Origin of the sequence: Streptomyces sp. NPDC091371 (genome assembly GCF_040684275.1) — a bacterium.
Lineage (GTDB): Bacteria > Actinomycetota > Actinomycetes > Streptomycetales > Streptomycetaceae > Streptomyces.
The window spans coordinates 94607-115720 of record NZ_JBFBFP010000006.1 but is presented as its reverse complement, the minus strand read 5'-3'; the positions used below and the strand labels follow the sequence as shown (position 1 = coordinate 115720).

The following is a 21114-nucleotide window of genomic DNA, read 5'->3' as shown; positions in this document are numbered from 1 at the left end:
GCTTAGTTGAGGCCCTCGGCGAGGGCCTTCTCGGTGGCGGCGCGGACGGCGGCCTCGATCTCGCCGGTGAGCGGGAAGCGCGGCGGGCGGGTGGCGCCGCCGGGCCGTCCGGCCAGGTCCATGGAGAGCTTGATGGCCTGGACGAACTCGGTCTTGGAGTCCCAGCGCAGCAGGGAGTGCAGGGACTTGTAGAGCGGCAGGGCGGTGTCGAGGTCGCCCGCGACCGCGGCCCGGTAGAGGGTGGCGCAGGACTGCGGGAGGGCGTTGGGGTAGCCGGCGATCCAGCCGACCGCGCCGGCGAGGGCGAGTTCGAGGAGGACGTCGTCGGCGCCGATGAGCAGGTCGAGGCCCGGGGCGAGTTCGGCGATCTCGTAGGCGCGGCGCACGTCGCCGCTGAACTCCTTGACGGCGACGATGGATCCGTCGGCGTGCAGCCGGGCGAGCAGGTCCGGGGTCAGGTCCACCTTGGTGTCGTACGGGTTGTTGTACGCGACGACGGGCAGCCCGGCTGCGGCGACCTCGGCGTAGTGGGCGCGCACGGTCGCCTCGTCGGCCCGGAAGGCGTTGGGCGGCAGGAGGAGGACCGAGCCCGCTCCGGCCTCGGCGGCCTGGTCGGCCCAGCGGCGGGCTTCGGCGCTGCCGTAGGCGGCGACGCCGGGCATGACGCGGGCTCCGTCGCCGGCGGCCTCGACGGCGGTACGGACGACACGCGCCCGCTCGTCGTCGGTGAGGGTCTGGTACTCGCCGAGGGAGCCGTTGGGGACCACGCCGTCGCAGCCGTTGGCGATCAGCCAGGCCACGTGTTCGGCGTAGGCGTCGTAGTCGACGCCGAGGTCCTCGCGCAGGGGCAGCGCGGTGGCGACCATGATGCCGTGCCAGGGGCGGGTGCGGGGCGGGATGGGCGCGGGGGTGTGCGCGTGGGTCATGGGTGAGCTCCCTAGAGTGGTGTGTGACATTTTACTAGTGGGTGTGAGTCGGCCACAAGGGCCGGGAGGAGGCGGATCGGCCCGGATCAGCCGTCGGCGGGGGGAAGTTCGGCGAGGTGGCGCAGCGGGACCGGGCAGGAGAAGGGGCGCCGGTCTGGGGCGGGGTCCTCCCCCGCGAGGGCGGCCACGGCGGGCCCGCACATCCGGCCCTGGCACCAGCCCATGCCGGCCCGGGTGAGGAGTTTGACCGTACGGGCGTCCCGCGCGCCGAGGTCGCCGGCGGCCTCGCGGATCCGGCCGGCCGGGACCTCCTCGCAGCGGCACACGAGGGCGTCGTCGGGGAGCCAGCCCGTCCAGGCCCCGCCCGGGCGGTGGGCGGCGGCCATCGCGTCGGCGAAGGCGCGCAGCCGGGCGCGGGTGCGGGCGAGCGCGGCGGGGGCGGGCCGGCCGGCGGCCGTGTGTGCGGCGATCTCCCCCTCGGTCAGGGCGAGTTGGGCCCCGCCGATGCCGCCGGTCTCGCCTGCGGCGAGGATGCCGGGCACGGAGGTGCGGCCCTCGGCGTCGAGGGCGAGGGCGACCGTGCCGTCGGGGCTGCGGCGGGTGGCGCAGCCGATGCCGGTGGCGAGTTCCAGCTGGGGGACGAGCCCGTGGCCCACGGCAAGGGCGTCGCAGGGGATCCGGCGGGCGGTGCCGGGCAGCGGGCGCCAGTCCCGGTCGAGCCGGGCCACGGTGACGGCCTCGACCCGGTCGGTGCCGTGCGCCTCGGTCACCGCGTGCCGGGTGAGCAGCCGCACGTGGTGCCGGGCCAGGGACCCGCCGAACGTGGCGGCCTCGACCAGCTTGCCGGGGTTGCGCAGCAGGGCGGGGAGGTGGCCGGCGTACGCGGTGTACGCGCCCGCCTCCACCACGGCGGGGACGGTGGCCCCGGCGGCGGAGAGCGACCCGGCCACGGCGAGCAGCAGCGGCCCGCTCCCGGCGACGACCACCCGCTTGCCGGGGAGGACGAGCCCGGCCTTGAGCATGGCCTGGGCCCCGCCGGCGCCGACGACCCCGGGGAGGGTCCAGCCGGGGAAGGGGAGTTGGCGCTCGTGGGCCCCGGTGGCGAGGAGCACGGCAGCGGCCCGTACGCCTGCCGCGCGCTCGTCGGGTCCCGCCACGGCGTGCAGGGTCCAGGTGCCGCCGCCCGGAACCACGGTCCACACGTGATGGAACGGGAGGTACGTGATCCGGCCCGCCGAGACGTGGTCGCGCAGGGCGGCTTCGCGGCGGGCGAAGGCGGCCCAGCCGTGGTGGAGGGCCTCGGGGCGGGCGGCGCCGAGGGCGGGCGCGGGGTGGCGGTAGTACTGGCCGCCGGGCAGCTCCCCCGCGTCGAGCAGGGTGACGCGCAGGCCGAGTTCTGCGGCGGTGACGGCGGCGGCGAGCCCGGCCGGGCCGGCCCCGACGATCGCGAGGTCAGACGGCGAGGTCTGCATGGCCGGTTCCCTCCTGGGTGGTGACGGCGTCGCCCTCGCGGGCGGGGACCAGGCAGGCGCGCTGGTTCGGGCGGCCGTTGACGGTGACGAGGCAGTCGTAGCAGCTGCCGATCCCGCAGAACGCTCCGCGCGGGGCGCCGGTCTCCCGGGTGGTCCGCCAGGCGAGGATGCCTGCCGACCAGAGCACGGCGGCGATGGACTGGCCCGCCTGCGCGGGCAGTTCACGGCCGTCGAAGCCGATGGTGTACGTGGCGGAGGGGCTGCCGCCGACCAGGGAGCGGGGGGTGCGCATCAGGGGGTCCTCCTCGGGGTGAGCATTCCAGTCCCGGCCGGGCACAATCCAGCCCCTCCGGCGTTTGAGGAGCGGGGTCCGGGGCGGAGCCCCGGGGTCTTTGGGCCGCGCCGGCGCGGGGGCCGGGGGCAGAGCCTCCGGTTTCGGGAAGGGGCGGGGTGGGGGAACGGCTCCGCGCAGCGGGACCCGCACGGGGGCGGGGTCACGCGAAGCGCTCCGGGCGGAAGGGGTCGGCCGGCAGCTCGGGTTCGCCGCCCGCCAGGGCAGCCGCGATGAGCACCCCCGTCGCGGGCGCCAGCCCGATGCCCGCGCCCTCGTGGCCGCAGGCGTGCAGCAGCCCGGGGCGGCGGGGGTCGGGGCCGATCGCCGGGAGGTGGTCGGGGAGGTAGGGGCGGAAGCCGTGGTAGGTGCGCAGGATCCGGACGTCGGACAGGGCGGGAAAGAGGGCCGCGGCCTGGGAGGCCAGGCGGCGCAGGGCCTCGGTGGAGAGGGTGCGGTCGAAGCCGACGCGTTCGCGGGTGGCGCCGATCAGTACGGGTCCCGCCGGGGTGCCCTCCACCACCGCCGAGGACTGGAGTTCGGCGGAGCCGCTGGCCACGTCCGCGATGTAGTCGGCGGCGTAGACCTTGTGGCGGACGATCCGGGGCAGCGGTTCGGTGACCAGGACGAAACCGCGGCGCGGGAGGACGGGCAGCTCGACCCCGGCGAGCGAGGCGATGCGGCCGCCCCAGGTCCCGGCCGCGTTGACGACGGCGGGGGCGAGGAGTTCGCGGCGCGGGGTGCGGATGCCCCGTACCGCGCCGGTGGCGTCGAGGAGGATCGCGGTGACCTCCTCGCCGAGGTGGACCTCCGCGCCGGAGGCGGCCAGCAGGCGCGCCGCCGCCTGGGCGGGCTGGACCTGGGCGTCCTGGGGGTAGTGGAAGCCGCCCGCCAGGCCGGGGGCGAGGTGGGGTTCCAGGTCGTGGAGGGCGTCCGCCGCCACCTCGACGGCCTCGACGCCGGCCTTGCGCTGCCCTTCGGCGAAGTCGCGCAGGGCGTCCACCGCGGCCGGGGCCGAGGCGACGACGAGGCCGCCCTTGGACTCGTACTCGATCTCCCGGGGGAGGGTGGCCGCGAGTTCGCGCCAGAGGCGGGTGGACAGCAGGGCCAGGTCGAGCTCCGGGCCGGCCTCCTTGTCGGAGACCAGCAGGTTGCCCTCGCCGGCGCCGGTCGTACCGCCGGCCACGGGGCCGCGGTCGACGACGGCCACGGTGAGTCCGGCGCGGGCCGCGTAGTAGGCGCAGGCCGCTCCGACGACGCCTGCGCCGATGATCACGGCGTCCAGGGAGTGTGTCTTGAGCACGGCAGTAATATGTCACATTCTTTAGGGGCTGCCCAGACCGGTCCCGCGGGTGCGGGACCGGTCCGGTACGGATCAGCTGCGGAGCGGTCCCTCACAGCTGTAACTCGACGTCCCCGCCACCTTGTTGCTCCAGATCTCCAGCGGTCCGAAGGAGCAGTTCATGTCGGCGAGGTTGTTGGAGGCGGCCCCCGCCCGGTCGAGGATGAAGTAGTCGACCGTCTCGGACATGTCCTTGAAGTTCTGGTCGTCGCTGCGCCAGTTCGACAGGTTCGCAGTGATGCGTCCGGTACAGGTGAAGCGGCGCTTGCCGGGCTCCCCGTTCTCCACGCAGTCCGGGGTGTTGTACGTGGCCGTGGCGAAGGCCGACTTCACGGATCCGAGCGCGGAGTCGCGCAGCTGGTCGTTGGGGGTGAAGGCGGTGTTCGGCACGTAGAGCTGGTCGACCTTGGCTATCTGCGCGTCCAGGAAGCGGTCGTAGTCGCGCTGGAGGTAGGTGTCCGCGCCCATCCGGTGGCGCCAGGCGTCGTACGCCGCCACGTCGTTGTTCCGCAGGTGGGTGTACATCTCGCGCAGCAGCGAGGGCTTCTCGGTCCACAGGAATTCGAAGAACGTGCCGGCGTAGCTGTAGAAGCGGAAGCCGTCACCGTCGTAGGTGGCGTTGAGCAGCTGCTCCACCGACATGCGGGGGCCGCCGCCCGCCGTGTCGTTGATGATGCTCCGCACCAGTGACTTGCGGACGGCGATGCCGTTGTCGCGGGTGGCGCCGTCGAAGAACTCGGCGGTGCCCTCGTCCATGGCGGTCGTACGGTCGGCCTCGTACCAGGGACCTTCGCCGAAGAAGCCGGGGACGGCGTAGCGGCCGTTGAGGTAGTGCGTGTACTCGTGGCGGAAGAGCTCTTCGAGGGTGAGCGAGGAGTCCTGCGGGACGCGGCGCTGGTAGGTGTAGAAGGTGGCGCCGTTCTCGATGTAGATGCCGCCGTTGTTGGTGCCGTAGCCCGTCAGGATCGGGTGGTAGTTCTCGTAGTCGGCGCGGGAGGCGTAGAGCACGATGTTCAGCGTGGCGTTGGGGTCGCCGGCGAGCGGCTGGTCGGTGCCGAGGACGCGGTGGTACTGCGCCTTGACCTGCTTGCTCGCGTAGTAGAGCTGGTCGACGGTGGCCCGGTCGAGGCCGGTGCGGACCTTGATGGCTCCGTTGTCGTAGCTGTAGGCGTAAGGGAAGATCTGCTTCTCTATGTCCTCCTTGCAGACCCCGTACGGCTTGCACGCCTCGTAGAAGTTGAGCCAGGAGACGACCTTGGCCCAGGGCTCGGTGCCCAGGCCCGTCTTCACGGGCTCCAGCATCGCGCCGAGGTCGGCGACGACCTGGTCCCCCAGACCCGCGACCTGGCCGAAGCGGCCGTACTCGCCCAGCGCGTCGCGCGCCACCCAGGCGTTGCCGGTGCCCTTGAGGTGGGTGTAGCCCGCGAAGGCCTTGAAGCCGGCGCGGTAGGAGGCGTCGGCGGCCACGGCGGAGTGGAAGGCGGCGTCGTTGTTGCCCGGGTAGACGCCGAGGTAGTTGACGGAGAGGGCGGCGAGGGCGGCGCCCGCCCAGCCGGCGTCGAGGTGGGTGGCGGGGTGGGCCGGGTCCATGGTGGCCAGGACCTTGGCGATGAGGCCGAGCTGGTGCTGGCGCAGGCCGGGCGCGCTGCCGGCGTAGAGGGCCTCGCGCAGGGTGCGGGCGTTGGAGGCGGTCGCGTCGAAGGTGCGGGCGGCGTTGCCGAAATCGGCGATGGCCCGGCGCATGGCGTCCACGGTCGGGGCGTCGGTGACGTCGATCTCGGTGCGCGAGTAGTCGTGGTAGGCGACCGCGTGCAGGTACGTGAACATCTCCTCCAGGTGGGAGGAGTTACGGCCGTCGTGCGCGGCGGCCAGGCTGGATATCCGCCGGGAGACGGCTTGGACGTGCGCGTCCGACATCACCGGGGCGAGGCGGGCGTCCCAGGTCCAGATGAGGCCGCGCAGACAGCCGTCGGCGGTGACCGCCGGGTCGGCGAGGAAGTCGGCGAACTGCTCCGGGGAGAGGTTCCTGATCCCGTCGAGGGTGCACGGCACGCCCGCCGCGACACCCAGCGCGGTCGGGGCCGACTGCGCGGTCGCCTTGCGGCTCTTCTCGCTGCGCTCGGAGGGCGCGGCGGCGGCCGTCGCGGCTCCGGGGGTCTTCCCGCGGAGGTCCTGCCCGCCGGGGGCGTGGGCGTCCGCCGGGGTGTCGCCCTTCGCGTCGGCGAAGCGGTCGACCTCGTCGAACGGGTTCACGGCCGGGGCCCCGGCGGAGAAGGTGCCGGCGGCCGCACTGCCCGCGGCGGAGGCGGATCCCCGGTCCGCGGCCTGGGTCACGGCCTGGCCCGCGGAGGCGAGGAGGGTGACCGTCACGGCGGAGGCGAGAAGGGTCGAACGCACGGTTTTGTGCTTGAACACCGAAGACTCCTGGTGGGAGGGGGTGAAGTGGGGGGTGGTGCGTGAACTGCCCTGGTGCGTGAACTGCCCTGGGTCACACGGCGTTTGACGGGGATTAACGTGCCGCGGTGTGAGCTGTAACATAGTAATGTGAAATTGCACTGACAAGACCTGTGCGCCCATCAGTTCGCATCTTCTTGAGGGAACCCCCCGGCGACTAGCCGGTACGGGTGACTCCGAGACGGCCCACGAGCTCCTCGACGAACACCTCCAGGTGGGGCGGGAGTTCGCCGGTCCGGGTGGCGCAGAACCAGGTCCGGGTCAGCGGCTTCGCCCCGATCTGGACCAGGGCGAGGCCGTGCGAGGACACGTACGGGGCGGCCACCCAGTTCGGCAGCACCGTCACGCCCTGGCCGCCCGCCACCATCTCGACGACCAGGTCGGTCACCACGGGCATCGTGATGATCCGGCCGGGCCTGGCCCCGGCGGGGACCGGCAGGGGCAGCGACGGGATGCGCTTCTGGTCGTAGAAGTCGTAGAGGACCAGGTCGACGCCGTCGAAGTCACGGGCGGTCAGGTGGCCCCGCCCGGCCCACGGGTGCCCGGCGGGCACCACGGCCACCATCTCGTCGTCGAACAGCCGGGTCAGCGACACCCGGTCCATCTGCACGTCGGGTTTGGTGACGAGCGCGACGTCGACCAGGTCGGCGAGGAGCGCCGGGACCGGCGCGTCGTCGGCGACGGTCTCGATGCGCACCTCGATCTCCGGCTCGCGCTCGCGGAAGGCGCGCAGCACGGGTGGCAGCCACGGGAAGGTGGTGCTGCACTGCGCGGTGAAGCGGACCCGCCGGTCGCGCCCGTCGCGGATCTCCCGCAGGTCGCGGGTGGCCGACTCCAGTTCGCCGAGGACCTGGCGGGCGGCGACCAGGAGCCGGCGCCCCGCGGCGTTCGGCACGAGCCGGCGGCCCTGCCGGTCGAACAGGGGCATGCCGAGGCGGGATTCCAGCCGGGTCAGCCGCTGGCTGAGGGCGGGCTGGCTGACATAGAGCCGCTCGGCGGCGGCGGTCAGCGAGCCGGCCTCGGCGGTGGCGTCGAGGAGCTCCAGGTCACGCAGGTCCACATCCATAACGCCGGATTATCACATGCTCCAATTTCCGTCGTGGTGTTATGGGTTGAGGGCCCATAGCTTCGTGGTGTCAGTCGACGAACGGACCGAAAGGCACCCACCATGACCACCACTGCTCTCGTCACCGGATCCTCCAGCGGCATCGGCCTGGACATCGCCCGGGCCTTCCTGGCGAGCGGCGCGAACGTCGTCCTCAACGGCCGGGACCCCGACCGCCTCGCCAAGGCCGCCGCCGGCCTCGGCCATCCGGAGCGGACCGCGTGGGTCGCGGGGAGCATCGGGGCGCCGGAGACCGGCGAGGCCCTCGTCCACACGGCGCTGGAGCGCTTCGGCCGCATCGACGTCCTGGTCAACAACGCCGGGACGTTCGCCTCCAAGCCCTTCACCGACGTCACCGAAGCCGAACTCGACGGCTACCTGACGGGCAACCTCAAGGGCACCTACCTCACCACGCAGGCGGTCGTACGGGCCCTGCGCGCGCAGGGCGCGGGCGGAAGCATCGTCAACATCGGCACCGTCTTGGTGGACCACGCGCTGGCGGGCTTCCCGGCGTCCGCGCCGGTGGTCAGCAAGGCCGGCGTGCACGCGCTGACGACGAGCCTGGCCGCCGAGCTCGCCGAGGACGGCATCCGCGTCAACCTCGTGTCGCCGGGCATCATCCGCACCCCGCTGCACGAGGGCGCCGACGTGGACTCCTACGGCGGGCTGGCCCTGCTGGACCGGGTCGGCGAGGTCTCGGAGATCGCCGAGGCGGTGCTGTACCTCGCGGGCGCCGGGTTCGTGACGGGGCACGCGTTGCGCGTGGACGGCGGCCACGTGACCGGCCGCCGGATCTGACCGCCCCTACCCGGAGGACCACCACCATGCCGTACGTCAACGTCAAGATCACCCGCGAGGGCGCGACCGCCGCGCAGAAGGCCGAGATCATCGCCGGGGTGACCGATCTCCTGGTCAAGGTCCTCGACAAGGACCCGGCCAGCACGTTCGTCCTGATCGACGAGGTCGCCCTGGAGGACTGGGGCATCGCGGGCCTCCCGGCGGACGAGTACCGCCGCCGCGCGCGCCGCGACTAGCCGCTGCCGGGGCTCCGCCCCGCCCCGGGCGGAGCCCCGGCAGCGGCGGCGCGCCGGGTCGCGAAGCGGTCCTGGGCCGCCAGGACGTCGTCCGCGTACCGCGCGGACCACGCCCCCATCGCGCGGATCGGGTCCAGCAGGGCCGTCCCCGCCCCGGTCAGGGCGTAGTCCACCCGCGGCGGGGCCTCCGCGAAGGCCCGGCGCTCCACCAGGCCGTTGGACTCCAGCCGGCGCAAGGCGTCGTTGAGCACCTTCGGGCTGATCCCGCCGATCCGGTCGAGCAGGGCGCGCGGCCGCATCGGGCCGCCCTCGCCGAGGATGTAGACGACCACGCTGTCCCAGCGGTTCGCGAGCACCTCGAACGCGACGCGCGCCCGGCAGTCCGCCGCGAACACGTCCCCTCCGAGGTCCGCTTCCAGGTCCGCTTCCAGGTCCGCCGCATCCATGGAATCCATGGCATCCATCGTGCACCCGCGATGCACACCGATCGGTGTGCATCGGCCCGCCTAGCGTCAAAACCGGCAACGAACACCGGACTTGGACGGAGCACAGGCATGCGCATGGGAATTCTCGGCACCGGATCGATGGCCGTCGCGCTCGGCGGCGCGTGGGTGCGTGCGGGGCACGACGTACGGGTCGGCGGGCGTGACGCCGCCGCTGCCCAGCGGACCGCCCGGCGGATTGGGGCGGCCGGGCACGGCACGCTCGCCGAGGCCGCCGCACACGGCGAGGCCGTACTGGCCGCCGTACCGGCCGGCGTGGCACCCGGGCTGGCCGAACGGCTGGCTCCGGCCCTCGCGGGGCGGGTCCTGCTCGACTGCACCGTCCCCATGGAGCCGGGGGACGGCGGCCCCGTACTGACGGGCGACGGCGCCCGGAAGCTGGCGGCGGCCGCCCCCGGGGCGCACGTCGTCAAGGTCTTCGGCCTCGTCCACGAGAGCATCTGGACGCTGGACCGTCCCGCGTTCGAGGGGGTTCCGCTCGCCGTGCCCTTCTGCGCGGACGCCCCCGAGGCCGTACGGCTCACCTCGGAGCTGATCGCGAGCATGGGCTGCACTCCGCTCCCCTGCGGCGGGCTCGCCCGGGCCGGTCTGCTGGAGGCCGCCGCCGTCTTCGCCATCGGCGTGTGGTGGTCGGGCGGCGAGGTCCGCCCCGCCTTCCCGTCCCCGGCCCTCGCCCCTGGCGCGGTGGACGACGTCGACTGAGCACCCCAGCTGCCGGCGGCCGTAGCCCCGCGGAGCCTCCCGGGCCGCAGGGCTACGGGAGGACCGCCAGGCCGTCCAGTTCGACCAGCGCCTGCGTGTCCCACAGGCGGACCACGCCCACGACCGCCATCGCGGGATAGTCCCGCCCGGCCAACCTCCGCCAGACCCGCCCCAGTTCGGCGGCACGGTCCCGGTAGTCCGCCACGTCCACCGCGTACACCGTGACCCGCGCCAGGTCCGCCGGGGAGCCCCCCGCCGCCGCGAGGGCCGCCAGCAGGTTGGCCAGGGCGACCTCGAACTGCTCCACCAGGCCCTCCCCCACCACCTTCCCCCCGCCGTCCAGCGCGGTCTGCCCCGCCAGGAACACCAGCCGGGAGCCGGTCGCCACCACCGCGTGGGAGAAGCCCGTCGCCGGCGACAGTTCCGCCGGGTTGATCCGGTCGAGGCTCATCGGGCCGCCGCCTCCCCGGCCACGCCCCGGTACAGCTCCTTCGCGATGATCGACCGCTGCACCTCGCTCGCCCCCTCGTAGATCCTCGGCGCCCGCACCTCCCGGTAGAGGTGTTCCAGCAGGTGCCCCCGCTGGAGCGCGACGGCGCCGTGCAGTTGGACGGCGTGGTCCACCACGTACTGGGCCGTCTCGGTGGCCAGCAGCTTCGCCATCGCCGCCCGGCGCGGCACGTCGGCGGCGCCCTGGTCGTGGGCCCCGGCCGCCGCGTACACCAGCAGCCGCGCCGCCTCCGTGCGCGTGGCCATCTCCGCCACCCGGTGCCCGACCGCCTGGAGCCCGCTCAGCGTCCCGCCGAAGGCGCTGCGGCCCGCCGTGTACGCGAGCGTGGCGTCCAGCGCCGCCCGCGCCATGCCCACCGCGAAGGCGCCGACGCTGGGCCGGAAGAGGTTCAGGGTGTCCATCGCGACGCGGAAGCCCCGCCCGGGCTCGCCGAGGAGGTCTGCCGGGCCGACGGGGACCGCGTCGAAGGCGAGGGCGCCGATGGGGTGCGGGGAGAGCATGTCCAGGGGCTCGCCGGTGAGCCCGGGCCGGTCGGCGGGGACCAGGAAGGCGGAGACCCCCTTCGCGCCCGGCCCCTCACCCGTCCGGGCGAAGACGGTGTAGAAATCGGCCTCCGGGGCGTTGGAGATCCAGCACTTCTCGCCGCTGAGGACCCAGCCGCCCGCGGAATCGGGGGCCGCCGCCAGTTCCAGCGCCGCCGCGTCCGAGCCCGCCCCCGGCTCGCTGAGCGCGAACGCGGCCACCGCCCGCCCCGCGCGGACCTGCGGCAGCCACCGCTCCCGCTGCTCCGCGCTGCCCGCCCGGAGCACGGGGTACGCCCCCAGCCCCTGGAGGGCGAGCGCCGTCTCGGCCTCCGTGCAACCGTAGGCGAGGGACTCCCGCAGCAGGCACAGGTCCAGCGCGCCCGCCGTGAACACCCGTTCCAGCAGGCCCAGCTCCCCCAGCGCCGCCAGCAGCGGCCGGTTGACCCTGCCCGGCTCCCCCTTCTCGGCCAGCGGCCGCAGCCGCTGCGCCGACAGTGCGCGCAACTGCCCGCACCACTCCTCCTGGTCCGCCCCGAGCGCGAATCCGTTCATCCGAACATCCCCGCTTCTATCGCGTCCTGTTGACTGCCGTCACCATCACGATACGCTCGTGAAGGCATCGCACGGCCCGCTCCACCCCACCCGGGACCGTCGCAAGGGGGCGAACCCGCCTTGGACCTGAAGCCTTCCGCTCACACCGACACTTTTGCCCGCGACCACCTGCCACCCGCGGACGCCTGGCCGGAACTCCTCTTCGAGCTGCCCGAACTGGCCTACCCGGACCGGCTGAACTGCGGCGCGGAGCTGCTCGACGGCACCATCGCCCGGTTCGGGCCCGAGGGCCCGGGCCGCCCCGCCTTCCGCAGCGCGTCCGGCGAGGTGTGGACGTACGGGGACCTGCGCGAGCGCGTGGACCGGCTCGCCCACGTGCTCACCGCCGACCTCGGCGTCGTCCCCGGCAACCGGGTGCTGCTGCGCGGGCCCACCGGCCCCTGGCTCGCCGCCTGCTGGCTCGCCGTGATGAAGGCGGGGGCGGTCGCGGTGACCGTGCTGCCCCAGCAGCGCGCGCAGGAGCTGGCCACGGTCTGCACGATGGCCCGGGTCGGGCACGCCCTGTGCCACGTGGGCGTCCTGGACGACCTCGTGAAGGCCGAGGTGCCGGGCCTGCGGATCACCGCGTACGGGGGCGGGGCCGAGGACGATCTGCTCCGGCTGGCCGAGCGTCACCCGGAGCCCTTCGAGGCCGCGCCGACCTCCGCCGACGACGTGGCGCTGATCGCCTTCACCTCCGGCACCACGGGGCGGCCGAAGGGCTGCATGCACTTCCACCGCGACCTGCTCGCCGTGGCCGACACCTTCTCCCGCGGCGTACTGCGCCCGCGCCCGGACGACGTCTTCGCGGGCAGCCCGCCCCTCGGCTTCACCTTCGGCCTCGGCGGGCTGGTGGTCTTCCCGCTGCGGGCCGGCGCGTCCGCGCTGCTGCTGGAGGAAGCGGTGCCGCGCCGGCTGCTGCCGGCCCTCGCGGAGCACCGGGTGACGGTGCTGTTCACCGCGCCCACCGCGTACCGCACGATGCTGGACGCGCTGGGCCCGTACGACGTGGGCATGTACGACCTCTCCACGCTGCGCCGCTGCGTCTCGGCCGGGGAGAACCTGCCCGCCGCGACCTGGCGGGCCTGGTACGAGCGCACGGGCCTGCGGATCATCAACGGCATCGGGGCGACCGAGCTGCTGCACATCTTCATCTCCGCCGCCGACGAGGACATCCGGCCCGGCACGACCGGCCGCGTGGTCCCCGGCTGGCAGGCCCGGGTGGTGGACGAGGCCGGTCGGCCGGTCGCGGACAACGAGCCGGGGCTGCTGGCCGTGCGCGGCCCGGTGGGCTGCCGCTACCTCGCCGATCCGCGGCAGCGGGAGTACGTGCGGGACGGCTGGAACCTGACGGGTGACACCTACGTCCGGGACCCGGAGGGCTACTTCCGCTACGTCGCCCGCGCCGACGACATGATCATCTCGTCGGGTTACAACATCGCGGGCCCGGAGGTGGAGGAGGCCCTGATGCGCCACCCGGACGTGGTCGAGGCCGCGGTGGTGGGCCGCCCGGACGAGCGACGCGGGCAGGTCGTCGTGGCGTACACCGTCACACGTCAGGGTGCGATGCTCACGGAGGAGGCCCTGCGCGCCTTCATGCGGGCCGAGCTGGCCCCGCACAAGTGCCCCCGTTCCTTCGTCTTCCTCTCCGCACTCCCCCGGACCGCCACGGGCAAGCTGCAACGGTTCCGGCTGCGGGATCTAGAGTGATGGCGTGGTCGAGCAGCACACTCCGCGGTCTTTGATCGTCACGTTCTACGGCGCCTACGGGCGGGCCTACGAGGGGCCGGTCCCGGTGTCCGCGCTGATCCGCCTGCTGGGCGCGGCCGGCGTGGACGCCCCGTCGGTCCGCTCGTCGGTGTCCCGGCTGAAGCGGCGCGGCTTCCTGCTGCCCGGGCCCGCGGCGGACGGCTCGGCCGGGTACGGGCTCTCCGACGAGGCTCGGGAGCTGCTGGACGACGGCGACCGGCGGATCTATGGCAGCCCGGAGCCCGCCGACGAGTGGCTCGTGGCGGTGTTCTCGGTCCCGGAGCAGGAGCGGAACAAACGGCACCTGCTGCGCTCGCGGCTGACCCGGCTCGGTTTCGGCGCGGTGGCGCCGGGCGTGTGGATCGCCCCGGCCCGGCTCGGGGAGGAGACCGCGCACACCCTGGAGCGGCTGAAGCTGACGCCGTACGTGGAGCTGTTCCGCGGCGCCCACCTCGGTTTCGCCCCGACCGCCGAGGCGGTGGCCCGCTGGTGGGACCTGGCGGCCCTGGCCAAGCAGCACGAGGAGTTCCTCGACCGGCACGAGCCCGCCCTGCGCGCCCTCCAGTCGGGCCCGGAGCCGACTCCGGAGGAGGCCTACCGCGGCTACCTGCTCGCCCTGGACAGCTGGCGCCGCCTCCCGTACGCGGACCCGGGCCTGCCCCGCGACCTGCTCCCGGCGGACTGGCCGGGCGACCGCGCGGCGGCCGTCTTCGCCGAGCTGCACGCACGCCTGCACGACCGGGGCACGCTGTTCGCGCAACCATGACGGGGTGCGGGGCGTCGTAGCGGGGTATGACGTCACGCACCGCGCGCCCCTCCGTGAAGAGACGCTTCTTCACGCTGGTCCCCACCGTTCTCGCCGGAATCGCGGCGGGTTGTACGGCCGTCGCGCTGGCCTCCCGCGCCCGGAGGTACTGCGACGCCGGCGCGGAACCGGGCGGCCTCATGGAGCTGAACCTCACGCTGCTGCCGCTGGTCTTGGCCTTCACCTTCGTGGCCGTGCTCGTGGCGTTCCTCCTGGACCGCCGGCCCGTCGCACTCCAGCTGGGGACGGTCCTGCTCGTGCTGGCCGGGCTGACGGTGCTGTACTTCGCCACCCGGGGCACGCTCGCCGGGTATCCCGGGAACCCGGAGCGGTGCGGACCGGACAACGTGCCCCCGTGGTGGCCGGGGTGGCTGCCCGCGTGAGGAAATCCGGATGCGTGGGGCCGGCGCACCGCGCCACGATGTGCCATGACTTGGACCTTCAGTTCTGACCTGGCCGCCTACCTGAGCGCGGCCGGCCCGGCCGTGGCCGCGCAGCCCGTTGCCAACACCGTCCTGCTGACCGTCGCCGACGGGCTGGAGCGGCGCGGGCCCTCCGCGTTCGGGTCCGCCGAGCCGTTCTTCGGCTGGTGGACCGACGCCGACGGGACCGTCAGCGGGGGCCTGCTGTGCACGCCCCCGTACCCCCTGCTGCTCAGCACGGTGCCCGAGGAGGCGGTCCGGGCGCTGGGGGCCGCACTGGCCACCGAGCCGCGGCTCGCCGGGCTGCCCGGGATCAACGCCCGCCGCCCGGACGCGGAGGCGCTGGCGGCGGCCTGGGGGCGGCCGACCCGGTACGCCGAGGAGATCCGCCTGTACCGGCTGGCCGGACTGGTCGCCCCGGATCCCGCCCCGCCCGGGCGGGCCCGGCCCGCCGACGAGGCCGACCTCCCACTGCTGCTGAAGTGGACCGAGGCCTTCCACCAGGAGGCGGACGTGCCGGGTCCGGCCTCCGAAGCCGCGCTGCGCGACAGGATCTCGTACGGCGGGATCCTGCTCTGGGAGGACGGCGGGACCCCCGTCTCGCTGGCCGGCTTCAACCGCCCGATCGGCTCGGCCGCCCGCGTCGGCCCGGTCTACACCCCGCCGCAGGCCCGCTGCCGCGGCTACGCCGCCGGGGTCACGCACGCGGTGAGCGAAGCGGCGTACGCGGCCGGCGCCTCGGAGGTCCTCCTCTTCACGGACCTCGCCAACCCGACCAGCAACGGCGTCTACCTCCGCCTGGGCTACATCCCGGTCGAGGACCGCGCCGAGGTCGTCGCCATGTGAACATCCGAGCGAATGCCGGTCGCGGACCAGACCCGCCGCAATTCGGGTATTGGTCTCCCTGGCGACGCATGGCGTGCACCCTGGACCGGGGTGTCCTGAAGGGAGCGTGTGACCGTGACAGCATCCGAGTCGTTGGATCCGCTGGCCAAGACCGCTTTGTGGACCGCGTCGATGCGGGCGCGGGAGCACGCACGGGAGGACCGGCTGTTCTGCGATCCGCTGGCAGACCTGCTGGCAGGCACCGAAGGGCCGGAAATCATGCAGCGGTTCGAGGGGACCGTCCAGCCGGGGGTGGAGGATCCCGCACTCGCCGTACGAACGCGCTACCTCGACGACCGGCTCGTGGCACAGGACCGCGATGGGATCCGCCAGTTCGTCTTCCTCGCCGTGGGAATGGACACCCGCGCCTTCCGGCTGAACTGGTCAACCGGGGTGACGGTCTTCGAACTCGACCGGCCGGCTTTGCTGACCCTGAAGGACGAGCTCATCGCACGGGCCGGCGCCGACAGTCGGTGCGTCAGGGTTCCCCTGGGCGTGGATCTGGTATCGGATTGGATGACTCCGCTACTGGAGGCGCATTTCGACCCGGACCGGTCCACCTCGTGGCTGATCGAAGGACTGCTGTACTTCCTGGACCCTCGGGAACGTGATGTGCTGCTGCAGCAACTGTCGGAGATCTCCGCACCCGGAAGTCGGCTGCTCGCGGACTACGTGGGTCAGACCGTCCTCGACAGCCCGGCCATGGCCGCTTGGCGCGCACGGATGGCGGAGCAGGGCCATCCGTGGAAGTCGGGCACTGACGAACCCGGATCCCTGTTCGCCGAGTTCGGGTGGACCGTACGCACAACGGCATATGGCGATCCGGATGCCGACTACGGGCGCTGGCGTGCCGCGGAGGTCGCGCCCGGTGTGCCCGGAACACGCGGGCGCTACCTGATCGCCGGCGAGCTCCCCTGAGCAAACACCCGGCGAGCCCAGGGAAGGACCGCCCCGGCCCGTCGGGCGGCCGGGGCGGGCCACTGCTACTTGTGCAGGCCCACGAAGGAAGGTCCCACCCGCACCGGGGTGATCGTGATCTCCTCCCAAACCCCCGAGGTGGCATACGGCTCCACGGCCAGCCAGTCGTCCAGCTCAGCCCTCGACGGGTAGTCGAGAATCAGCATGGAACCGATCATGTTCCCGTCATCCCCGAGCAGGGCGGTACCGAACAGCATGCGCCCCTCGGCAACCAGCTTGTCGCCCAGCGCGATGTGCGCGTCACGCACCGCCAAGCGGCGGCCCAGCGCGCCCTCGTCGGTTCCGTCACGGCCAATGAGCATGAACTGCACGTGAGCCTCCTCGAATCCTCAGTTACCGGAACCCAGCGCCGCCTGCGGGGAGAAGCCTCCAGGCCACCGGGTCGTCTCGTCCCATGTCGTACCGCTGTCCAGACGCACACCGTCCAGAACGCACCCCGTCAGGTCCGCGCCGCGCAGCAGCGCTCCGCGCAGGTCCGCCTCGGTGAGGTCGGAGTGGGCAAGGTTCGCTCCGGCCAAGTCAGCCTCGCGAAGCACCACATGAGCCATGTCAGCGTGGTCGATCCTAGTGTCCTGCATGAGCGCCCGGCTCAGGTCCGCCATCTCGATCACAGCCTCGGACAGATTGCTGCCGTTGAGATTGCAGTCGTTCAGGTTGGACCGGGACAGATTGGCCCGATGGAGGTTCGCCCCCGCCAGATCGGCCCCGTGCAGATCCTGCCCCTCGAGCACGATGTCGTGCAGGTTCGCCGCACCGAGCCGGGCCTCGACGAGGGCTCCGTCGGCCAGAAACCCTCGAACGTCGAGTTCCAGCACGGCGCGCAGCGCAAGTCCGTGATCCGCGCTGCTCGCCTCACGGACCAGCTGCTGGCGGAGTCTCAACATCTCACGACGGTCTGCAAGGCGGTCGATCATCAGCACGGTCACTGCGACAGCGACGAGTTCGGCACCCACCGACGTCCCCACGTCCCTGAGAAGATCGGACCATTTCAAACCGTTGCTCGACAGATGCCCGACGACGATTCCGGTCAGCCCGGCCGCCATGACGAGGCCGCCGATGGCGATCGGGGAAAGTGGGCTGTGTCCAGCCATCAGCCGCTCCAGGGAAGGGGGTTCGACCCCGTGGACCCGACCGGTTCGGGCTCTGGGAGGGTGAGGGCGATCCTGAAGGTGATGTAGTAGTTCCTGTTCGACGGGATGTGCGCATTGCGGCATGCGGAACGGGCATAACGAGCGCCCAGGTTCCAGCAGCCGCCGCGCAGTACCCGCCGGTCTCCGCGTTCCGGTCCTGTGGGGTCCACCGCTGGGCCGGCTCCATACAGCGCGTACCAGTCGGAGCACCACTCCCAGCACTGGCCGTGAATGTTGAACAGTCCTGCGGGATTCGGCCGGAGGATACCCGCCTCGTGCGTCTTGAGTCCGGAGTTGTCCGCCGTCCAGCCGTACTCGTCAAGGAGCCGCCGGTCGCTGCCGAAGCTGTAGGCGGTCACCGTTCCGGCGCGACAGGCGTACTCCCACTCCGCCTCGGTGGGCAGCCGGAATCCGGTCCAGGTTGATCGCAGCACCGGATGGTCGTCGAGGTCGGTGCCATAGTCCGACGTCCGGTCGTGCCCTCCCACCTTGGAGGTGAGCCATTCACAGAAGTCCGCCGCCTCGTACCAGGTGGGGGCGACTACTGGTTCCACGGGTTTGTCGCTCCACTCACTGATGTCCGGCAGTCCGCGGCGGCCCGTGTCCGCCATGAACTCCTCGAACTCACCACGCGTGACCTGGGCCGTACACAAGGCGAACGACCGGCTGATGCCGGTAAGCCGCTGCGGCGACTCGTACGTGCTGCGCTCCCGTTCCGACTCGGGGGATCCGCTGAGCAGGGTTCCGGGCCGGAACACGCTGAAGGTCAGACGGGAACCGTGGGGCTTGCCGCTGAACCAGCCGCGGCGACCGCTGGGATCGTACGCCGACTCGCCCGTGGCCCCGGCCGTACCGAGGCGTCCGTCCCACCGCCGGTCCAGCCACAGCGTGGCACTGTGCACGCCTGGATCGGCGTCATGCACATGCAGCCCGAGAACGCTGTCACGGACCCTGCCGAATTCCAACGGTGCCGCGAACGCGTCGGGTTCATGTGTCCCCAGGGCCATCAGCAAGTGGTAGCGCGCCGCCGCAGTCGGCGCCTCGGCCAACATGCCTGCCAGGAGCGGGCCGGACACGCCCCGTCGACGCGCCTGGTGCGCGAATTGCGTCGCGAACTCCGGGTCAGGCGCGGTTCCCAGCTGTCCCAGGATCCCGTCGGATGCGGAGAACCGGAGCAAGGTGCAGCCCGCCACGGCGCGCCTGCGTCCGAGACGCACGCGCTGGAGCTCGTCCAGGTCCCCGGACGGCGTGGTGGCGAGCACGCTGCGCAGTGCGGTGGTGGCGTCGGCCCGCACCGAAGGGGCTGGAGCCTCTGCCAGTCGGCGAACGATCTCCGTGTACGCGTGATCGGGTCCGCCCACGGCGACCTCGGCCAGCAGATCACCGCGAGCGCCGGCCACTTGCTGCAGGAGGGAGACTGCGGTCTCCCTCAGCGTCTCGCGCACGGTCTCGTCCACCGCCGTGGCCACCAAGGGCTCCAATAGGCATTCCGCACCGTTGCCCAGGGCATCGAGCCAAGCAGGGAGTTCAAGCGGGTCCTGCGCCAGCAGCTCCACCGCGACAGCGTCCGCCGCGTGGACCAGCCGAGGATCTTCGGTGTTCGTGTCACCGAGCAGAACCGCCGCTCGCAGCCTGCCGTCCGGGCTGTTCGGTGTTCCACCGGCCACGGCACTCCACAGGTGCCGGGCCGCATCCTCCGCGAAGGGTGCCAGGAGCTGCCGTGCGACGGCCAGTTCCCGGGGGTCGGCGCGATGCGGGTTCCGTACGATCCAGTCTGCCTGCGCGCCGTCACCCACCGCGAGGAAGAGCCTCAGGCGGAAGGCCTCGCTGCCCTGCAAGGTCGGCTCCGGCCCGGTCTGCGGCTCGGCTTCGTCATTGAGGAGCTGGCCGATCCGGGCCTCGACCACACTGCGGTGCCCGGACAGCCGGTCGATGGAGGCGGGCAGCTCGTCCACCCGCACGGTGAGGAAGCGCTCCAGTTCCGTGAGGATGCTCCGGCGCTCCTCTTCGCTGCGCAGTTCGGCGCTGGCCCGGATGAACTCCTGAAGGTCCGCGGCCACGGATTCCGCACCGCGTGACTGCAGCCAGCCCTCCGCCTCGGTGAGGAGCCTGCCGTGCAGGGCGTTGGCCGTGTCCTCCTGTTCCGCCTGCCAGTCCTCGAAGCGGCGGCGCGTGCGCTGCTGCCACAGGAGGAACTGGCGGTCGCCGTCAAGCCACAGCCTCAGCCTGTCCCAACTGCGGATGACCGCCTCGTGCGCGACCTCGATCGTGGGCCTGCCGTGCTCGTCGGCGTCCGAGACAAGGAGCCGTGCCGCGGTCAGCGCACTCATGACCTCGTCAAGTCTGGCGAATCCGGATAGTTCGGCCACCGGAGTACGGCGGCGGGTGTCCTCGCCTTCGCCGCCGATGGGGGCCACCCGCACAAGCCGGGTCAGCAGTTGGCGGGCAGTGTCCTGCTGCTGCGGCGACAGAGCGCCGTAGACCTCCTCCGCCCGGGTGGCCACGGCACCGGCGACCTCGCCGACCATCTCGTAGGCGGCGTGCGTCAGCCTTCCCGACGACTGCCGTTCCCATAGAAGGGTGAGGGCGAACTCAAGCAGAGGCAGGTTGCCCGGAGTGCTCCCGACATCGTCGAGGATCCGCTCGACGAGCCCGTCGTCCAGTACGAGCTGCCGGGCTCGGGCGGGTTCCACGATTGCACTGCGCAGTTCGGAGCGCATCATCGGTGGGAGATTGACGACGTTGTCCTGCAGCACATCGGAGAAGCGCCGGTGTGCGACTGCCTGACCGTAGAAGTCACCACGCAACGTCAGGACCACCTTGACGGTGGACGTCGCTCCCGGATGCCGAAGTGCGAGAGCTGCAAGGTGATCGAGGAAGTCCCGTACGTCTTCCTCGCTGTGGCAATGGGTGAACAACTCCTCGAACTGGTCCGCGAACAGCAGTACAGGCCGGTCCAGCCTGTGCGTGATCTGCTCCAGCGTCTGGCTGATGCCGTCCGACCTCATCCGCTGGGCCATGGCCGCCGCCTGGGCGGCATTGTGTTCCATGGAGGAATCCCGGTGGACCAGATCGACCAGCCCGGCGGCAAGCGCCTCGTACGGGCTGGAGCCCGGACGGAACGCGGCGACGGCCCAGTGCTCCGCCTGGCGTCGCAGCACGGGGATCAGGCCGGCCTGAACGAGGGAGGACTTTCCACTGCCTGATGCGCCCACCACGCCGGCGAGCGCGGACTGGCCGATTGCGCGGGTCAGCCGCGCCACCACGGCGGCCCTGCCGTGGTACAGCGGTGCGTCCTGTTCCCTGAACGCATAGAGACCTCGATAAGGGCAGTCCGCCCGGTCCGGCTGCCGGCTGCCGGCAACGCCCTCTTCTGCCCCCGTGGGGATCCGCCGGTACTGCTCCCACAGCTCGTAGATCTGCTGCGGGGCAAGTTCGAGGGCGTACGCCAGCCGCTCCAGGTACCGCTCGGTCGGCGCCTGCTCCCCCCGTTCGACCTCCGTGACGATCTGCCCGGGGAAACCCATCCTGGTGGCCAGCTCCAGTTGGGAAAGCCGGCTGGCCAGCCGCAGCCTGCGCAGTTGGCTGCCGAGGTGCCGCGGCTGGGGGCCCGACTCCTGCGACGGGGGGACGGGTCGTGTCGTCAGGGT

At 72.6% G+C, this 21114-nt stretch carries 20 protein-coding genes; 8 read left to right on the top strand and 12 right to left on the bottom strand.

The features are described from left to right. Positions 1–2: 2 nt before the first annotated feature. From AB0O21_RS10040 to AB0O21_RS10015, 6 genes are all read right to left on the bottom strand, one after another. Entirely contained in the window at positions 3–926 is a 924-nt protein-coding gene (locus AB0O21_RS10040; RefSeq protein WP_365168564.1) for a dihydrodipicolinate synthase family protein, read from the bottom strand. Positions 927–1012: 86 nt separating this feature from the next. Then, complete coding sequence (locus AB0O21_RS10035; protein ID WP_365168562.1) at positions 1013–2398, bottom strand: NAD(P)/FAD-dependent oxidoreductase; 1386 nt, start codon at positions 2396–2398, stop codon at positions 1013–1015. After that, positions 2379–2690, bottom strand: coding sequence for a (2Fe-2S)-binding protein (locus AB0O21_RS10030; protein WP_365168560.1), 312 nt, complete (start codon positions 2688–2690; stop codon positions 2379–2381). The genes AB0O21_RS10035 and AB0O21_RS10030 overlap by 20 nt, the downstream gene beginning before the upstream one ends. 202 nt (positions 2691–2892) lie before the next feature. Further along, entirely contained in the window at positions 2893–4032 is a 1140-nt protein-coding gene (locus tag AB0O21_RS10025) for an FAD-binding oxidoreductase (RefSeq protein ID WP_365168558.1), read from the bottom strand. 72 nt (positions 4033–4104) lie between these two features. Continuing rightward, a complete protein-coding gene (locus tag AB0O21_RS10020; protein ID WP_365168556.1) occupies positions 4105–6486 on the bottom strand; it encodes a collagenase in 2382 nt (793 codons plus the stop codon). A 196-nt stretch (positions 6487–6682) separates the two neighbouring features. After that, a complete protein-coding gene (locus AB0O21_RS10015) occupies positions 6683–7591 on the bottom strand; it encodes a LysR family transcriptional regulator (RefSeq protein WP_365168555.1) in 909 nt (302 codons plus the stop codon). A 102-nt stretch (positions 7592–7693) separates the two neighbouring features. Between AB0O21_RS10015 and AB0O21_RS10010 the strand changes: the two genes are divergently transcribed. Beyond that, the gene (locus AB0O21_RS10010; RefSeq protein ID WP_365168554.1) at positions 7694–8428 is read left to right on the top strand and encodes an SDR family oxidoreductase; all 735 of its coding nucleotides are present in this window, start codon (positions 7694–7696) and stop codon (positions 8426–8428) included. Between the two features lie 26 nt (positions 8429–8454). Beyond that, positions 8455–8664, top strand: coding sequence for a 4-oxalocrotonate tautomerase family protein (locus AB0O21_RS10005; RefSeq protein WP_365168552.1), 210 nt, complete (start codon positions 8455–8457; stop codon positions 8662–8664). On the opposite strand, the gene AB0O21_RS10000 is transcribed toward AB0O21_RS10005, so the two are convergent. Beyond that, on the bottom strand, positions 8661–9110 hold the full coding sequence (locus AB0O21_RS10000) for a helix-turn-helix domain-containing protein (protein WP_365168860.1): 450 nt from the start codon (positions 9108–9110) through the stop codon (positions 8661–8663). The genes AB0O21_RS10005 and AB0O21_RS10000 overlap by 4 nt on opposite strands. 108 nt (positions 9111–9218) lie before the next feature. On the opposite strand from AB0O21_RS10000, the gene AB0O21_RS09995 reads away from it, so the two are divergent. Next, positions 9219–9869, top strand: a complete 651-nt coding sequence (locus AB0O21_RS09995) for an NAD(P)-binding domain-containing protein (RefSeq protein WP_365168550.1) — start codon at positions 9219–9221, stop codon at positions 9867–9869. Between the two features lie 52 nt (positions 9870–9921). Here the strand turns inward: AB0O21_RS09995 and AB0O21_RS09990 are convergent, their stop codons facing one another. Both AB0O21_RS09990 and AB0O21_RS09985 read right to left on the bottom strand, forming a co-directional pair. Then, the gene (locus AB0O21_RS09990) at positions 9922–10320 is read right to left on the bottom strand and encodes a RidA family protein (RefSeq protein WP_365168548.1); all 399 of its coding nucleotides are present in this window, start codon (positions 10318–10320) and stop codon (positions 9922–9924) included. Continuing rightward, a complete protein-coding gene (locus tag AB0O21_RS09985; protein WP_365168546.1) occupies positions 10317–11456 on the bottom strand; it encodes an acyl-CoA dehydrogenase family protein in 1140 nt (379 codons plus the stop codon). The genes AB0O21_RS09990 and AB0O21_RS09985 overlap by 4 nt, the downstream gene beginning before the upstream one ends. A gap of 120 nt (positions 11457–11576) precedes the next feature. Between AB0O21_RS09985 and AB0O21_RS09980 the strand changes: the two genes are divergently transcribed. From AB0O21_RS09980 to AB0O21_RS09960, 5 genes are all read left to right on the top strand, one after another. Beyond that, positions 11577–13205 carry an AMP-binding protein gene (locus AB0O21_RS09980; protein ID WP_365168544.1) on the top strand — a complete coding sequence of 543 codons (1629 nt, stop codon included), beginning with the start codon at positions 11577–11579 and terminating at the stop codon, positions 13203–13205. A 4-nt stretch (positions 13206–13209) separates the two neighbouring features. After that, positions 13210–14010 carry a PaaX family transcriptional regulator C-terminal domain-containing protein gene (locus tag AB0O21_RS09975; RefSeq protein ID WP_365168542.1) on the top strand — a complete coding sequence of 267 codons (801 nt, stop codon included), beginning with the start codon at positions 13210–13212 and terminating at the stop codon, positions 14008–14010. 53 nt (positions 14011–14063) lie between these two features. Then, entirely contained in the window at positions 14064–14432 is a 369-nt protein-coding gene (locus AB0O21_RS09970; RefSeq protein WP_365168539.1) for a hypothetical protein, read from the top strand. A gap of 45 nt (positions 14433–14477) precedes the next feature. Continuing rightward, complete coding sequence (locus tag AB0O21_RS09965) at positions 14478–15317, top strand: GNAT family N-acetyltransferase (protein WP_365168537.1); 840 nt, start codon at positions 14478–14480, stop codon at positions 15315–15317. A 114-nt stretch (positions 15318–15431) separates the two neighbouring features. After that, positions 15432–16274: an SAM-dependent methyltransferase gene (locus AB0O21_RS09960; RefSeq protein WP_365168535.1), complete on the top strand. Its 843-nt coding sequence runs from the start codon at positions 15432–15434 to the stop codon at positions 16272–16274. 65 nt (positions 16275–16339) lie between these two features. On the opposite strand, the gene AB0O21_RS09955 is transcribed toward AB0O21_RS09960, so the two are convergent. The 3 genes from AB0O21_RS09955 to AB0O21_RS09945 are packed head-to-tail and all read right to left on the bottom strand — an operon-like array spanning position 16340 to position 21111. After that, the gene (locus AB0O21_RS09955; RefSeq protein ID WP_365168857.1) at positions 16340–16636 is read right to left on the bottom strand and encodes a YciI family protein; all 297 of its coding nucleotides are present in this window, start codon (positions 16634–16636) and stop codon (positions 16340–16342) included. A 27-nt stretch (positions 16637–16663) separates the two neighbouring features. Further along, entirely contained in the window at positions 16664–17425 is a 762-nt protein-coding gene (locus AB0O21_RS09950) for a pentapeptide repeat-containing protein (protein WP_365168533.1), read from the bottom strand. Then, a complete protein-coding gene (locus tag AB0O21_RS09945; RefSeq protein WP_365168855.1) occupies positions 17425–21111 on the bottom strand; it encodes a formylglycine-generating enzyme family protein in 3687 nt (1228 codons plus the stop codon). The genes AB0O21_RS09950 and AB0O21_RS09945 overlap by 1 nt, the downstream gene beginning before the upstream one ends. Positions 21112–21114: the final 3 nt, after the last annotated feature.